Genomic DNA, 14,917 nt, shown 5'->3' with positions numbered 1-14,917 from the left:
CAGCGTGGCGAAGCGATCAGGATCGTCCCCTAGCTGGCATAGGATCGCTTCGCTTTGCTCGGATGGCGTTCTGCCGTCCTGTCACACCACAATCTCTCCCGGCGCCGGGTGTCCCAGAAACGCCGCCGGGCTCGCGGTCGCGCCGTAAGCCCCGGCCAGAAAAATCGCGACCGTCCCCCCGACGTCGACGGATGCCAGCGCGATGCGGTCACCCAGCCGGTCGAGCGGGGTACACAGGCAGCCGACCACCGACATCTCTCCGTCTGGCGCAGCGCCCATCCGCTCCGCCACCGCGAGCGGGTAGTTGCGCCGCACCACCGTTCCGAAATTGCCACTCGCCGCCAGCTGGTGATGGAGCCCGCCATCGACCACGACGAACGTCTCGCCGCGGCTCTGCTTCACGTCGACGACGCGCGTCAGATAGACGCCTGCCTCCGCGACCAGCCAACGCCCCAGCTCGATCGCGTACCGGCTGTCGCGCAGCACCTCGGCGCGTGCCGCCAGCGCCTCGCCCAGCGCCGCCCCGACCGCGGCCACATCCAGCGCCACGTCACCCGCGAAATAGGGCACCCCGAAGCCGCCGCCAAGATTGACCAGCGGCGGCACCGCCCCGGCTTCGTCCGCCAGTCGAGCGGCGAGCGCCAGCGTTGCCGCCTGCGTCTCGCTCACCGCCGCGGCGTCCAGCGCCTGCGACCCGGCGAAGATATGGAAACCGCGCCAGTCCGCGCCCGCCGCGATGACCTCGCGCACCACCGCCGACGCCTGTTCGGCGTCGATCCCGAACGGGGAGGCGCGGCCGCCCATCTTCATGCCCGACCCGCGTAGTTCCAGATCGGGGTTCACCCGCACCGCCAGGCGCGGCACCACGCCCAGCCGCTCGCCCGCCGCGAGCGCGCGCCGCGCCTCGCCGGCGGATTCGAGGTTGATCGTCGCCCCGGCCGCGATCGCCGCCGCCAGTTCGTCGTCGCGCTTGCCCGGGCCCGCGAAGCTGATCGCCGCGGCGGGCTTGACCGCCAGCGCGCGGGTCAGCTCGCCTGCCGAGGCGACGTCCAGCCCGTCGACCAGCGGCGCGATCCGTGCCAGTAACGCCGGCAACGGATTGGCCTTGATCGCATAATGCAGGTCGATCCCCGCCGGCATCGCCGCGCGAAACCGCGCCACCTGCGCGGCGACCAGTGCCGCGTCGTACACGAACAGCGGCGAGCCATGCTCGGCGACCAGCGCCGCGGCATCGTGCCCGCCGATCGTCAGTGCGCCCGTCTGCGCGGCAAAGGCGGGCGGAAACGGCCCCATCGGCTTCATCGGCGCGGCTCCTTCACCGACGCCGCAATCGCCGCGCGGTCCAGCTTGCCATTGGCGTTGCGCGGCAGTTCGGTACGCCAGTCGATCCGCATCGGTTGCATATAGGCGGGCAGATCGCGCTTCAGCCGCTCGCGTAATCCCGCCTCCGCTGCTGCATCGCCACGCGCGACCAGCACGATCGCCTGCCCCAGCCGCCCATCGGGAACGCCGACCGCCACCGCCTCCGCCGTTTCCGGCCCGGCGGTCGCCGCCTCCTCGACCTCCTGCGGACTGATGCGATGGCCGGCGCTCTTGATCATCTCGTCATCGCGACCGACGAACCGCAACAGCCCGTCGTCATCCGCCACGACCGTATCGCCCGACCATACCGCCGTCCCGCCGTAGCGCGACCCCTCCGGCGCCGGGCGGAAGCGGAGCGCGCTCCGCTCGGCATCGCGCCAATAGCCTTGCGCGACCAGCGGCCCGGCATGGACCAGCTCGCCCGGCTCGCCCGTGGCCGCGAGCGTCCCGTCACGCCGCACCACCAGCACTTCCGCGAACGGCACCGCGCGCCCGATCGAGTCGGGATGCGCATCGACCAGATCGGGATCGAGATAGGTCGACCGGAACGCCTCGGTCAGCCCGTACATCGGGAACAGCCGCGCCGCCGGGAAGCGCGCCCTGAGCGCCCGCACCATCGTCGGCGTCAGCGCGCCGCCCGAATTGGTCAGCCGCCGCACCTGCCCCGCGACCTCGTCCGGCCACGCGCTCTCCAGCAACTGCGTCCATAGCGGCGGCACACCCGCCAGCGTCGTCGCCCCGATCCGCGCCACCGCCTTCACCACATCGCGCGCAGTCAGATAATCGAGCGGCGCGACGCACGCCCCGGCCGCCCATGTCGACAGCAACTGGTTCTGCCCATAATCGAACCCCAGCGGCAGCACCGCCAGCACGCGATCGTCGGGCGCGATCTCCAGATAGTGCGCAACTCCGATCGCCCCCAGCCATAGGTTCGCATGGCTGAGCATCACGCCCTTCGGCCGCCCGGTCGACCCGGACGTATAGAGCAGCGCGACCAGGGCATCGGGATCGGCGTCCGACCGCGGCAGGGGCTCACCCGCTCCCGCCTCGGTCACGACGCGGCACCCTTTCGGCACGTCGTCCGCCTCCAGCGTCGCCGCACGCGCCGCCTGCGTCAGCAGCAGCGCCGCTCCGCTATCGGCGAGGATGTGCGTCACCTGCGCGCGCCGCAGCACCGGGTTGACCGGCACATGGACCAGCCCCGCGCGCGCCGCCGCCAGCGGCATCCAGCACGCCACCCGCGTCTTTGGCAGCCAGGTCGCGACCCGCGCGCCCGCCGGAAGCCCCAGCGCCGCCAGCCACCCCGCCAGCCGCGCCACCGCGTCTTCGGCAGCGGCATAATCGACCACCCCCTCGCGGTCGATCAGCGCGGGCGCGTGCGGCGCCCCGAGCAGCACATGGTCGATCGGGCGCGGCGTAGCATCGGGGGACACCATAGGTTCGGCTTCTAGGCTCAGGCGTTGCGGAATCCACCCCTTGCGCCTAACGCGGCGCCGGCTCGCCGCCGGATATATGCGGCGAAAGTGGAGGTTGCGTGATTCCCGAAGGCACGAGCGACATCAAGACGACCATCCGCGCGGTGCTGGTCGACGTTCTGGCGCTCGACCCGGAACGCGTCGCCGCTTTCCGCGCCGATACCCCGCTGTTCGGTGCGCTGCCCGAACTCGATTCGATGGCGGTCGCGGGCGTGCTCACCGAGCTGGAGGACCGGCTCGGCATTGTCATCGAGGATGACGAGGTCGACGGCGAGATGCTGGAGACCTTCGGCGCGCTGGTGACGTTCGTCGCCGGCAAGGCGCTGGTCTAAGCCCCTGCCATCATCCCCGCGCGAGCGGGGATGACGACGGAAAGGGCCGTAACCCTTTCCATGCCATTGCTTCTGCCGCGCGCCGGCGTGGTGCTCGAACACCGCCCCAGCGAAAGGGGCGGTGCGTCAGGGACACTGGACGGAGCGTCCTCGCTTACTGGCAGGCGAGGCACTCGTCGTAGTCGGTCGTCTCGCCAATCGAGAATTTCGGCGTGTCGATCGTGTTGTCGGCCTCGACCCCGCCCGATCCTTCCGAGCCTGCGAAGCCGGCGCGCTGCACCGACTTGGAACGGAGGTAGTAGAGCGACTTGATGCCGAGTTCCCACGCGCGGAAGTGGAGCATCAGCAGGTCCCACTTCTCGACGTCGGCGGGGATGAACAGGTTCAGCGACTGCGCCTGATCGATATACGGCGTGCGATCACCGGCGAGTTCGAGCAGCCAGCGCTGGTCGATCTCGAACGAGGTCTTGTAGCAGTCCTTTTCCTCCTGCGAGAGGAAGTCGAGGTGCTGGACCGAGCCGCCATGTTCCAGGATGGAGTTCCACACCGAATCCGCGTTCTTGCTCTTCTCGCTGAGCAGCTTTTCCAGATACGGGTTTTTGACCGCGAAGCTGCCCGACAGCGTTTTGTGCGTATAGATATTGGCCGGGATCGGCTCGATGCACGCGCTGGTGCCGCCACAGATGATGCTGATCGACGCGGTCGGCGCGATCGCCATCTTGCAGCTGAACCGCTCCATCGCGCCGACATCGGCGGCGTCGGGGCACGGCCCGCGCTCGTGCGCCAGCACCATCGACGCCTCGTTCACCTGTGCGTTGATCTGCTTGAACATGCGCAGGTTCCAGCTCTTGGCCATCGCGCCTTCGAACGGCAGCCCGCGGGCCTGCAGGAACGAGTGGAAGCCCATCACGCCCAGCCCCACCGAACGCTCGCGCGCCGCGCTGTATGCCGCGCGCTCCATGCCGGGTTCGTGGCGATCGATATAGTCCTGAAGCACGTTGTCGAGGAAGCGCATCACGTCCTCGACGAAGCCCTTCTCGTCCTTCCACTGGTCCCAGGTTTCAAGGTTGAGCGACGACAGGCAGCAGACCGCGGTGCGATCGTTGCCGAGATGGTCGGTGCCGGTCGGCAGCGTGATCTCGCTGCACAGGTTCGAGGTCGAGACCTTCAGCCCCAGTTCGCGGTGATGCTTGGGCATCGTCGAGTTCACATGGTCGGCGAAGACGATGTACGGCTCGCCGGTGGCGAGGCGGGTCTCGACCAGCTTCTGGAACAGCGCGCGCGCATCGACGGTCGCGCGCACCGAGCCGTCCTTGGGCGACTTGAGGTGCCATTCGGCGCCGTCGCGGACCGCTTCCATGAACGCGTCGGGGATCAGCACGCCGTGGTGGAGGTTCAGCGCCTTGCGGTTGAAATCGCCCGAGGGTTTACGGATTTCGAGGAATTCCTCGATCTCGGGATGCGAGATGTCGAGGTAGCAGGCCGCCGAGCCGCGGCGCAGCGAGCCTTGGCTGATCGCGAGCGTCAGCGAGTCCATGACGCGCACGAACGGGATGATCCCGCTGGTCTTGCCGTTCAGCCCGACCGGCTCGCCGATCCCGCGGACGTTGCCCCAATAGGTGCCGATCCCGCCACCGCGCGAGGCGAGCCAGACGTTCTCGTTCCACGTCTTGACGATGCCGTCGAGGCTGTCGGGGACCGAGTTGAGGTAGCAGGAGATCGGCAGCCCGCGCCCGGTGCCGCCGTTCGACAGCACCGGCGTGGCCGGCATGAACCATAGCTTCGAGATGTAATCGTACAGCCGCTGGGCGTGCGCCTGATCGTCGGCATAGGCGCTGGCGACGCGGACGAAGAGGTCCTGATAGCTTTCGCCGGGCAGGAGGTAGCGGTCCTTGAGCGTCTCCTTGCCGAAATCGGTCAACAGCGCGTCGCGGCTGTGATCGACGTCGAGCGGGAAGGGCGCAGTGCGCGCGCCGTGCTTGGCGATCGCCTGTTCGGTGGCGGCCGAGTCCGCGGTCGCCGCTGCCGTCCCCTGGGCCGTCATCGTCTCGATCATGTCTGCGCTCATCGCCTCGGCGTCCGTGGTCGTGAAGTTCATGCTCTCGCCCGCCTGTCAGTGGTGCGATCCGTGCGGATCGGCTATTCGATAACCCCGACCGGCCGCGCCAACGATGTGGGGCGTCATCCGCCACCTTACCACCGATAGCGCCGGTGCCCGGCCTCTACCTCTACAGATTGTGGCAGAAGCGATCGGCGGGCAAGTCCCGCGATAGGGCCGCGTCCGGCCGTATGACGATGCGACGCGCGGACTTCCGCCGATTTTCGAAAGCGCAAGTCGCCAAATTTTTTTTCACCATCGCGGGTCGCCGCTCGCGCGAATCGCGGCGCTGTTGCCGCGGGGCAAGCGCGCTTATAGAGCGTCGCCATGACGACCGTGATCCGTACCGCCGACCTGATCGAGAGCGTCGCCGACGCGCTCCAGTTCATCAGTTACTATCACCCGATGGATTATATCCGCGCGCTTGGGCAGGCGTATGAGGCGGAGCAGTCCCCCGCCGCCAAGGATGCGATCGCACAGATCCTGACCAACAGCCGGATGTGCGCGGAAGGGCATCGCCCGATCTGCCAGGACACCGGTATCGTCAACGTCTTCGTCAAATGGGGGATGGACTGCCGGCTCGACGACAACAGCCGCTCGATGCAGGAGGTCGTCGACGAGGGGGTGCGCCGCGCCTATCTCCATCCGGAGAACAAGCTGCGCGCCTCGGTGCTCGCCGACCCGGCCTTCACGCGCCGCAACACCCGCGACAACACGCCGTGCGTGCTGCACGTCGAGATGGTGCCGGGCGCGACCGTGTCGGTCGATGTCGCGGCCAAGGGCGGCGGCAGCGAGAACAAGTCGAAGTTCAAGATGATGAACCCCAGCGATTCGATCGTCGACTGGGTGGTCGAGATGCTGCCGCAGATGGGCGCGGGCTGGTGCCCGCCGGGAATGCTGGGGATCGGGATTGGCGGCACTGCGGAGCATTGCGTGCTGCTCGCCAAGCAGGCGCTGATGGAGCCGATCGATATGGGGCCGCTGAAGGCGCGCGGGCCGAAGAACGATATCGAGGCACTGCGCATCGAGATCTTCGATAAGGTCAATGCGCTCGGCATCGGCGCGCAGGGGCTGGGCGGGTTGTCGACGATCCTCGACGTCAAGATCAAGGACGCGCCGTGCCATGCCGCGGGCAAGCCGGTGGCGATGATCCCGAATTGCGCCGCGACCCGCCACGCGCATTTCACGCTCGACGGCTCGGGCCCCGCGTTCCTCGAGGCACCAAAGCTCGCCGAATGGCCCGACGTCAACTGGACGCCCGACAAGGCGGCGATCCGCGTCGATCTCGACACGCTGACGCCGGCGGTGGTGCAGTCGTGGAAGCAGGGCGACCGCTTGCTGCTCAACGGCAAGATGCTCACTGGCCGCGACGCTGCGCACAAGCGTATCGCCGACATGCTTGCGAAGGGCGAGCCGCTGCCGGTCGAATTCAAGGGCCGCGTGATCTACTACGTCGGTCCGGTCGATCCGGTCGGCGAGGAAGTGGTGGGGCCGGCAGGTCCGACCACCGCGACGCGGATGGACAAGTTCACGCGGATGATGCTCGATCAGGGCCTGCTCGCGATGGTCGGCAAGGCCGAGCGCGGGCCCGCGGCGACCGAGGCGATCCGCGAGGCGAAGAGTGCGTATCTAATGGCGGTCGGCGGCGCGGCGTATCTGGTCGCGCGCGCGATCAAGGGCAGCAAGGTCGTCGGCTTCGCGGACCTGGGGATGGAGGCGATCTACGAGTTCGAGGTGTCCGGCTTCCCGGTGACGGTGGCGGTGGATGCCGAGGGCCATAACGTCGACCAGCTCGCGCCATTGGTCTGGCGCGAGAAGATCGCACGTGAGGGGTTGCTGGTCGGGGCCTGACAAGGGTTCGTCATTGCGAGCGTAGCGAAGCAATCCAGGGCCGGATCAGGACGCCCTGGATTGCTTCGCTACGCTCGCAATGACGGAGGGCATTACGTCCGCGGGCGGCGGCCCCAAGGTTCCTCGCGGAACCACTTGGTGATGATGTATTTGGTGCCCTCCAACACCGCCATGCCTTCGTGGAGCGTCGCGGTGTTCGGGCTGCCGTCGGGGTTCATGTTGTTCCATGCCAGCAGCATCCCCTTGCGTGGCGCGACGCGCAGGCCGCCCTTGGGGAACCAGGTCGCGCCGCCTTCCTCGACATCGTTCAGGTAGATCATCGCGGTGAAGGTGCGCTGTCCGCCATTCTCGCGCATCGCCGGCCAATAGCTTTCCGCTTCGTGGAAATAGTCGTGGTGCGCACGGAAGAGCTGGCCGGGAGCGTAGCGCTGCCCCTGCATCGTCTCGCCGAACTCGGGCGCGACGCCGAGCGAGGCGGCGATATATTCGTCGATCTGGCGGATGCCGTCGGCGTTGCGGTCCATGTCGCAGCTGTCGCTGGTGCGGCTGGCGGGGCCGCCGCGGTCGCTGAACAGCGTCGAGGGCCGGCGATTGCCGTCGATCACCTGCACCAGCCAGTCGCAATTGGCGGCGTCGAGGAAATCGGGGCAGCGCCACGCCGCGACCGTGTCGCTGGGCAGGCGCTGCATGCGCGGGTCGGCATCCAGCCGCGCCGCCACCGCCGCGCCTTGGTTGGCGCGGACGGCGGACGGGTGGCCGGGCGGGGTGGTGGCAAGCGACATGGCCGCCGGTGTGTCGCGTGCCGCCGCGACTTTCAAGCCAGCGACGTCACTCGAAGATGTCGTGGATCACGTCCACCACCGTGCCGTCCTCGATGTCGACGAGCAGCGCGTCGTCGTAATAGCGGACCCAGCGATACGGCTCCTCGGCATCGGGAAGGCGGTAGGCATAGGGATCGTAGATCCAGTAGCGCGGCGTATAGAGCATCGGCGCGAGCGGCATCCCGATCCCGAAGCGCCGATAGCCGCCGCTCCAGCCATATGGCGCATAATAGCGCGGCAGGCGGAACGCCGAGCGCCGCTCGTCACGATAACGGCTCCAGTCGTAGCGCGGCTCGCGCCGCCAGGCGCGATCCCAGCGTCCATCCCGCTCCGAGCGCCAGATCGCGGCGGGCGGCGTCGGCCCCTCGCGACGATCGTAGCGGCGGCGGCCGGGCTCGGCGGTCCAGTCACGATCGGGGGCACGGCGCGCCACGTCGCCGCGCTGGTCCCGATATCGATCGCGCTGCCACGTCTCGCGCGGCTCGGCCGCGCGGCTGCTCCGCCAGTCGCCGTCCGGTGCGGGCGGACGGGGGAGAGCGTCGGTTCCGCGATCGTCGGGTCTCCGGCGCTCGTCGCCGCGACGATCGGGCGTGGTGCGTTCTTGGTCCCAGCGGCGCGGGGCCGGCTCCGACGCGCGCGCCGCGGGTGTGGCCGGGGCAGGGCGCGCTGCCGCCTCAGGTGGCGGCGTCGGCCGCTCGGGGCGTTCCCGCCGCCATTGGCCGCGGTCCATCGACCGCCCGTCCTGTGCCAGCGCCGGCGGCACCAACGCCGTCATCGACAACAAGCCCGCCATCATCGCCTTCAACATCGCCGCCCTCCGACCATCCTGCCGTCGTCCTGCCAGGACCCGCGACAACGAACACTGAACCGGTCGTGCAGCCGATTGAAAGCCTCGCTTCATCCCCCGGCGAGGATCGCCGCGACACGCTCTATCAACAGCCGTCGCGGATAGGGCTTGCGGATCAGCCGATCCTCGCTGACCCCCGCCAGATCGGATGGATCCGCATGTCCGGTGACGAACAGCACCGCGATGTGATGATGAAGCTCCTGCACGCGGCGCGCGAACTGGACGCCCGTCATGCCCGGCATCGCGATGTCAGTGACGACCAGCCGAACCCCCGGTTCGTGGATCAGCGCCTCCAGCGCCGCCTCGCCATCGGCCGCCTCGATCACGCGGCATCCCGCCTCGCGCAGGGCCTCGACCGCGACCTGGCGGACGCGGTCGTCGTCGTCGAGCACCATCACCGTTGCACCATCGATCAGCGCGGCAGGACCGGCCGTCGGCGCATCGGGCGCCGTCTCGGCAGGCGCGGCGGCGCGCGGCACGAACACGCTGACCGTCGTCCCGCGCCCCGGCGCGCTGTCGATCCGCACCCCGCCGCCGGATTGCTTGGCGAAGCCGAACACCTGCGCCAGCCCGAGCCCGGAGCCCTTGCCGACCTCCTTGGTGGTGAAGAACGGCTCGAACGCGCGCGCCAGCACCGCCTCTGACATGCCGATCCCGGTATCGCTGACCGCGACGCGGACATAGTCGCCGGGCGGTGGCTCCTCGGCGCGCTCGGGGCGGCCCAGCGTGGCGTTCTCAACCGACAGTACCAGCGTGCCGCCATCCGGCATCGCATCGCGCGCGTTGATCGCGAGATTGAGGATGATGAGTTCCATCTGCGTCGGATCGACGAACGCGGGCCAGACGCCGGAGGGGGTGCGGGTCTCGATCGCGATGTCGCGCCCCAGCGTGCCGCCAAGCAGCTCCAGCAACCCGGTGACCGTCCGGTTCAGGTCGACGACCTTCGCCTCCAGCCGCTGCCGCCGCGAGAAGGCGAGCAATTGCGCGATCAGCGCCGCGCCACGCTCGGCGGCGATGCGGACATGCTCCAGCCGCGGTTCGAGCCGCGCATCGATCAGCCCGCGCTTGCCCGCCGCGACCAGCGCATCGATATTGCCGAGGATCACGGTCAGCAGATTGTTGAAGTCGTGCGCCACGCCCGAGGTGAGCTGCCCGATCGCCTCCAGCCGCTGCATCTGATGGAGCGCTTCCTCGACACGCTCGCGCTCCGCGATCTGTTCGGTCAGCTCGGCGGTGCGGTCCGCGACCCGTGCCTCGAGCCGCTCGCCCGCGAGGTGCGCGTCGGTCACGTCGATCGCGCAGGCGGTATAGCCCTGGAAGGCATCGCCGAGGAAGCGTGGACGCGCCTCGATATGCATCCAGCGCGTCGCGCCAGTGCGGGTCAGCAGCGGGTGCTCGCCGCTCAGCGAGCGCGGGGCGGCGAACCAGCCGTCGCGCGCCGACAGCGCCGCCTCGCGGCGGTCGGGACGCAGCAGGCTGGCCCAGCCGCGCTCGCCGACCAACTCGGGCGAGACGCCGAGGATCGTCTCGAACCCGCGGTTCGCGAAGGAGACATGGCCGTGCGGATCGGTCATCCACACCAGCGCGGGCAGGCTGTCGGCGAGCGTGCGGAACCGCGCCTCGCTTTCGCGCCACGCCTCGGTCTGCAATTTGCGCGCGGTAATGTCGATGATCGTGCCGACCACCCGCACGCAGAGATCGCCGTCGAAGATGCCGCGGCCGCGTACCGACAGCCAGCGGACGCCGCCGATCCGCTCGTGCGCGACGCGATATTCGACATCGAAGGCCGCGCGCATTGTCGGGTCGACGACGGGTGGAAATGCGTCTTGCAGGATCGGGAGATCGTCGGGTTCGACCAGCGACTCGAACGCTGCGCGCGACATCGGCTGGCTGTCGAGCGGCAGGCCGTACAGCGACATGCCGAGCGGCGAGCAGCTGAAGCGGTCGTGCGCTATGTGGTAATCCCAGGTCGCGATCTCGCCCGCCTCGGTCGCCTGTTCGAGCGAGGCGCGGCCGCGCGCCAGCGCCTCGCGCGCGCGGTGCCGATCGGTGCGGTCGACGCCTTCGATGAAAATGGCGGTCACTTCGCCCTGCTCATCGGTGATCGGCTGGCAGATGAAGTCGATCCAATAGTCGCGCAGCACGCCGGGCATGGTCGTCGGCAAGCGCACCGGCATGTCGACGGCGCGGAACGGTTCGCGGGTGCGGCGAACCTCGTCGAGCCGGTCGAGAAAGCCCCAGGCGGCAACCTCGGGCAACGCATCGGCATAGCGCCGCCCGACGAGTGCGCGGTTGCCGGTCATGCGGCGATAGGTCGCGTTGGCCAGTTCGATCACATAATCGGGACCTCGCAGCACCGCGATGAATCCGGGTGTTTGGTCGAACATCTGCCGGAGTCGCTCGCGCTCGATCGAGGCGGATTCGACGGTGCGCATCCGCTCGGTCACGTCGGACACGACCCCCAGCACCCCGCCGACCGTGCCGTCCTCCAGCATCACCGCGGACATCGACATATCGAAATGGAGCGTGGTCGGCTGTCCGTCGGCGAGGATGTCGAAGCGGCGGTTGCCGACCGCCAGCGTCCGTGCGGTCGCGAAGATCTCGTCGACCATCGGCGCGACCTCGTCCCATGCTCGGTGCCAGCGCCGATCGGCGGGCTGGCCGAGCGCGGCGGGGTGACGTTCGTGGAGCAGTGTGGCGTAAGCGTCGTTGTAGAAAACCCGGCGCTCCGGCCCCCAGATCAACAGGACCTGCGCGCCGGCCGGCAACAGCAGTTCAAGCGCGTTGCGCAGGGGCGCCGGCCACGTCTCGATCGGGCCGAGCGCGGTGCGCGACCAATCGGACGCGCGGAGCAGCTCCCCGACTTTTCCTCCGTTCTCAAAAGGCTGCCGGTCGTGATCCGGACGGGAAGGAGGGAGCGTCATCCTTCCTGATGTAGCTTAGGCCGGGCAGCGCGAACAGTTGGCAAAACCGGCCTTCGCCCGGTATCTGGCTGGGCATGAACCCTGCCTTCCGCTCGCTGCATCGCCACGGCATGGTGCGCGTCGCCGCCGCCACCCCGCTCGCAACGGTCGGCGACCCCGCAGCCAATGCCGACGCCGCGATCGCGATCGCGCGCACCGCGCACGACGCCGGCGTCGATCTGGTCGTCTATCCCGAGCTGAACCTCAGCAGCTACGCGATCGACGATCTGCACCTTCAATCGGCGTTGCAGCGCGCAACGCGCCAGGCGGTTGCGGCGGTGGTGGCGGCGAGCGCGGACCTGCGCCCGGTGCTGCTGGTCGGCGCGGCGCTGGAGCGCGGCGGGCGGCTCTACAATTGCGCGCTTGCGGTCGCGCGCGGGCGGGTGCTGGGGGTGGTGCCCAAGACGTTCCTGCCCAATTACCGCGAATATTACGAGAAGCGCTGGTTCGCGAGCGGGGCGGGGCTGACCGGGCTGACGATCGCGATCGACGGCGAGCAGGTGCCGTTCGGGACCGACCTGATCTTCGCCGCCGACGATCTGCCGAACTTCGTGATCCATGCCGAGATCTGCGAGGACTACTGGGCGCCGACCCCGCCATCGACGCAGGGCGCGCTGGCCGGGGCGCTGGTCTGCGCCAACCTCTCGGCATCGAACGTCGTGATCGGCAAGTCGCGCGAGCGGATGATGCTGTCCGCGGCGCAATCGGCGCGCGCGATGTGCGCCTATATCTATTCCGCTGCCGGGCCGGGCGAGAGCACGACCGATCTGGCGTGGGACGGGCAGGGCAGCGTGCATGAGCTGGGCGAGTTGCTGGCGACCTCCGAACGCTTCGCGCACGAACCAGGGCTGACGATCGCCGACGTCGATACCGAGCGGTTGGTGCAGGAGCGGCTGCGCAACGGCACCTTCAACGACGCCGCCGCCTTCGCCGGGCATCCCGAGACGCGCTTCCGCCGTATCGGTTTCCAGCACCAGCCCGAGTTTGCCGACGTCGGGCTGAATCGCGAAATCCGCCGTTTCCCCTTCGTGCCCAATACGCCCGACAAGCTCGACGAGGATTGCTACGAAGCCTTCAACATCCAGGTCGAGGGGATCGCCAAGCGCTTGATCGCCGCACATGCGCAGCGGCTGGTGATCGGCGTGTCGGGCGGGCTCGACAGCACCCACGCGCTGATCGTCGCAGCTAAGGCGCTCGACCGGCTCGGGCGGCCGCGCAGCGACATCCTCGGCATCACCATGCCTGGTTTCGCGACCAGTGCGGGGACCAAGGACAATGCGTGGAAGCTGATGCGCGCCTTGGGGATCACCGCCGAGGAGATCGACATCCGCCCCGCCGCGACGCGGATGCTGGAGGACATGGGGCATCCGTTCGGGCGCGGCGAGCCGGTGTACGACGTGACGTTCGAGAACGTCCAGGCGGGGCTGCGCACCGATTACCTGTTCCGCATCGCCAACCAGCGCGACGGGCTGGTGGTCGGCACCGGCGATCTGTCGGAGCTGGCGCTCGGCTGGTGCACCTATGGCGTCGGCGACCAGATGAGCCATTACGCGGTCAATGCCGGCGTGCCGAAGACGCTGATCCAGTTCCTGATCCGCTGGGCGATCGGCACCGATCAATATGATCGCGAGACCGATGCGGTACTGGAGGCCATTCTGGGGCAGGAAATCAGCCCCGAACTGGTCCCCGGCGAGCAATTGCAGAGCACCGAAAGCAAGATCGGACCTTATGCGCTCAACGACTTCTTCGCGCATTACCTCATCCGCCACGGCCTTGCGCCGTCGAAGGTCGCGTTCCTCGCATGGCATGCCTGGCACGATGCATCGGCGGGACGCTGGCCGCTCGGCTACCCGGAGACCGCGCGCACCGCTTATGACCTGGCGACGATCACGCACTGGCTGGAGCGATTCCTGATCCGCTTTTTCCAGACCAGCCAGTTCAAGCGCTCGGCGATCCCCAACGGGCCGAAGGTTTCGGCGGGCGGGGCGCTTTCGCCGCGTGGTGACTGGCGCGCGCCATCGGACGGGACGGCCGCGGCGTGGCTGGCGGAGTTGAAGGCGAACGGACCGGGGATTCCCTGATTGACGATCCGCCATTCGGGGCGAGGAAGGACCGCCCGCAGGCTTCCCTTCCTTACAAGCGGGTCGTAGAAGGTGCCATGCTACAGGCAAGCCCGGGTTTTTCGCTGTCCACGCGTCCGGCAGCGCTCGCGCGCTGGCTCTATTGGGTCGCGGCGCTGATCGTTGCGATGGTGGTGGTCGGCGGGATTACCCGCCTGACCGAATCCGGGCTGTCGATCACGCAATGGAAGCCGATCAGCGGCGTCGTCCCGCCGCTCACGCAGGCGCAATGGCAGGCCGAGTTCGCCCATTACCAGCAGATCCCCGAATATCAGCAACTCAACCGCGGCATGACGCTCGACGGGTTCAAGGCGATCTTCTTCTGGGAATATCTGCACCGGCTGCTCGGGCGCGTCATCGGGCTGGCATTCGCGCTGCCGCTGTTGTGGTTCGCGGTGAAGCGGCAGATCCCCCGTGGCTATGGCTGGCGGCTCACCGCGCTGCTGGCGCTCGGCGGGTTGCAGGGGGCGATCGGCTGGTGGATGGTCGCGTCGGGGCTGTCGGTGCGCACCGACGTCAGCCACCTGCGGCTCGCGACGCATCTCGGCACCGCGCTGTTCATCCTCGGCGGGATCGTCTGGACCGCGCGTGACCTGAGTGCGCTCGCCGCCAACCCGCTCGCGCGCCCGGCGGCGCTGCGGTTCGGGCCGGCGCTGGCGACCGCGGCGTTGGCGGTGCAGATCGTACTGGGTGCGCTGACCGCCGGGCTCGACGCCGGCTATGCCTTTTCGAGCTGGCCGCTGATGGGCGATGCGTTGTTTCCGGCGAACGTGCCGATGCTGACGCCCGCGTGGACCAATGCGATCGACAATCCGGTCGTCGTGCAGTTCCTGCACCGCTGGATCGCGTTCGTCGCAGCCGGGGCGCTGGTGTGGCTGGCGTATCGGGCGCGCAAGATGCGCGCGGATCGGGTCGCCGCGGCGGTCGTGCTGCTGGTCGTCGTCCAGATCGGGTTGGGGATCGCGACGCTCCTGTCGGGCGTGGAGATCGTCGTCGCGGTCGCGCATCAGGCCAATGCCGCGCTGCTGCTGATCGCCACCGTCGTCGC

Annotated in this window: 10 protein-coding genes; 4 read left to right on the top strand and 6 right to left on the bottom strand. The window is 68.8% G+C overall.

Features of this window, described 5'->3' with window-relative positions:
• Positions 1 to 81: 81 nt before the first annotated feature.
• A complete protein-coding gene (locus AADI75_RS10800) occupies positions 82 to 1,302 on the bottom strand; it encodes a pyridoxal-dependent decarboxylase, exosortase A system-associated (RefSeq protein ID WP_341209036.1) in 1,221 nt (406 codons plus the stop codon).
• Positions 1,299 to 2,798, bottom strand: a complete 1,500-nt coding sequence (locus tag AADI75_RS10795; RefSeq protein WP_341209035.1) for an AMP-binding protein — start codon at positions 2,796 to 2,798, stop codon at positions 1,299 to 1,301. Before AADI75_RS10795 ends, AADI75_RS10800 begins: the two co-directional genes overlap by 4 nt.
• A 98-nt stretch (positions 2,799 to 2,896) precedes the next feature.
• Between AADI75_RS10795 and AADI75_RS10790 the strand changes: the two genes are divergently transcribed.
• The gene (locus tag AADI75_RS10790) at positions 2,897 to 3,169 is read left to right on the top strand and encodes an acyl carrier protein (RefSeq protein WP_341209034.1); all 273 of its coding nucleotides are present in this window, start codon (positions 2,897 to 2,899) and stop codon (positions 3,167 to 3,169) included.
• Positions 3,170 to 3,323: 154 nt separating this feature from the next.
• Here the strand turns inward: AADI75_RS10790 and AADI75_RS10785 are convergent, their stop codons facing one another.
• Entirely contained in the window at positions 3,324 to 5,267 is a 1,944-nt protein-coding gene (locus tag AADI75_RS10785) for a ribonucleoside-diphosphate reductase subunit alpha (RefSeq protein WP_341209033.1), read from the bottom strand.
• 327 nt (positions 5,268 to 5,594) lie between these two features.
• Here AADI75_RS10785 and AADI75_RS10780 point away from each other — a divergent pair, with 327 nt between their 5' ends.
• Positions 5,595 to 7,118, top strand: coding sequence for a fumarate hydratase (locus tag AADI75_RS10780; protein WP_341209032.1), 1,524 nt, complete (start codon positions 5,595 to 5,597; stop codon positions 7,116 to 7,118).
• 92 nt (positions 7,119 to 7,210) lie between these two features.
• On the opposite strand, the gene AADI75_RS10775 is transcribed toward AADI75_RS10780, so the two are convergent.
• The 3 genes from AADI75_RS10775 to AADI75_RS10765 form a co-directional block, all read right to left on the bottom strand.
• The gene (locus AADI75_RS10775; RefSeq protein ID WP_341209031.1) at positions 7,211 to 7,900 is read right to left on the bottom strand and encodes a 2OG-Fe(II) oxygenase; all 690 of its coding nucleotides are present in this window, start codon (positions 7,898 to 7,900) and stop codon (positions 7,211 to 7,213) included.
• A 46-nt stretch (positions 7,901 to 7,946) separates the two neighbouring features.
• Positions 7,947 to 8,747 carry an RcnB family protein gene (locus AADI75_RS10770; protein WP_341209030.1) on the bottom strand — a complete coding sequence of 267 codons (801 nt, stop codon included), beginning with the start codon at positions 8,745 to 8,747 and terminating at the stop codon, positions 7,947 to 7,949.
• A gap of 89 nt (positions 8,748 to 8,836) precedes the next feature.
• Positions 8,837 to 11,710: a PAS domain-containing protein gene (locus AADI75_RS10765; protein ID WP_341209029.1), complete on the bottom strand. Its 2,874-nt coding sequence runs from the start codon at positions 11,708 to 11,710 to the stop codon at positions 8,837 to 8,839.
• 74 nt (positions 11,711 to 11,784) lie between these two features.
• On the opposite strand from AADI75_RS10765, the gene AADI75_RS10760 reads away from it, so the two are divergent.
• Both AADI75_RS10760 and AADI75_RS10755 read left to right on the top strand, forming a co-directional pair.
• Positions 11,785 to 13,830 (top strand): NAD(+) synthase, encoded by a 2,046-nt coding sequence (locus AADI75_RS10760; RefSeq protein ID WP_341209028.1) that lies wholly within the window; start codon positions 11,785 to 11,787, stop codon positions 13,828 to 13,830.
• Between the two features lie 77 nt (positions 13,831 to 13,907).
• A partial coding sequence (locus AADI75_RS10755) for a COX15/CtaA family protein (protein ID WP_341209027.1) occupies positions 13,908 to 14,917 on the top strand: 1,010 nt, incomplete at its 3' end.

The organism is uncultured Sphingomonas sp. (assembly GCF_964021865.1).
Lineage (GTDB): Bacteria > Pseudomonadota > Alphaproteobacteria > Sphingomonadales > Sphingomonadaceae > Sphingomonas.
This window is presented reverse-complemented; position numbering and strand designations above follow the sequence as displayed.

What these genes read in the sequence shown, in the direction of transcription:
- AADI75_RS10800 (WP_341209036.1), bottom strand. Translation starts at nt 1,302, where the DNA reads ATGAAGCCGATGGGGCCGTTTCCGCCCGCCTTTGCCGCGCAGACGGGC.
- AADI75_RS10795 (WP_341209035.1), bottom strand. Translation starts at nt 2,798, where the DNA reads ATGGTGTCCCCCGATGCTACGCCGCGCCCGATCGACCATGTGCTGCTC.
- AADI75_RS10785 (WP_341209033.1), bottom strand. Translation starts at nt 5,267, where the DNA reads ATGAACTTCACGACCACGGACGCCGAGGCGATGAGCGCAGACATGATC.
- AADI75_RS10780 (WP_341209032.1), top strand. Translation starts at nt 5,595, where the DNA reads ATGACGACCGTGATCCGTACCGCCGACCTGATCGAGAGCGTCGCCGAC.
- AADI75_RS10775 (WP_341209031.1), bottom strand. Translation starts at nt 7,900, where the DNA reads ATGTCGCTTGCCACCACCCCGCCCGGCCACCCGTCCGCCGTCCGCGCC.
- AADI75_RS10770 (WP_341209030.1), bottom strand. Translation starts at nt 8,747, where the DNA reads ATGTTGAAGGCGATGATGGCGGGCTTGTTGTCGATGACGGCGTTGGTG.
- AADI75_RS10765 (WP_341209029.1), bottom strand. Translation starts at nt 11,710, where the DNA reads ATGACGCTCCCTCCTTCCCGTCCGGATCACGACCGGCAGCCTTTTGAG.
- AADI75_RS10760 (WP_341209028.1), top strand. Translation starts at nt 11,785, where the DNA reads ATGAACCCTGCCTTCCGCTCGCTGCATCGCCACGGCATGGTGCGCGTC.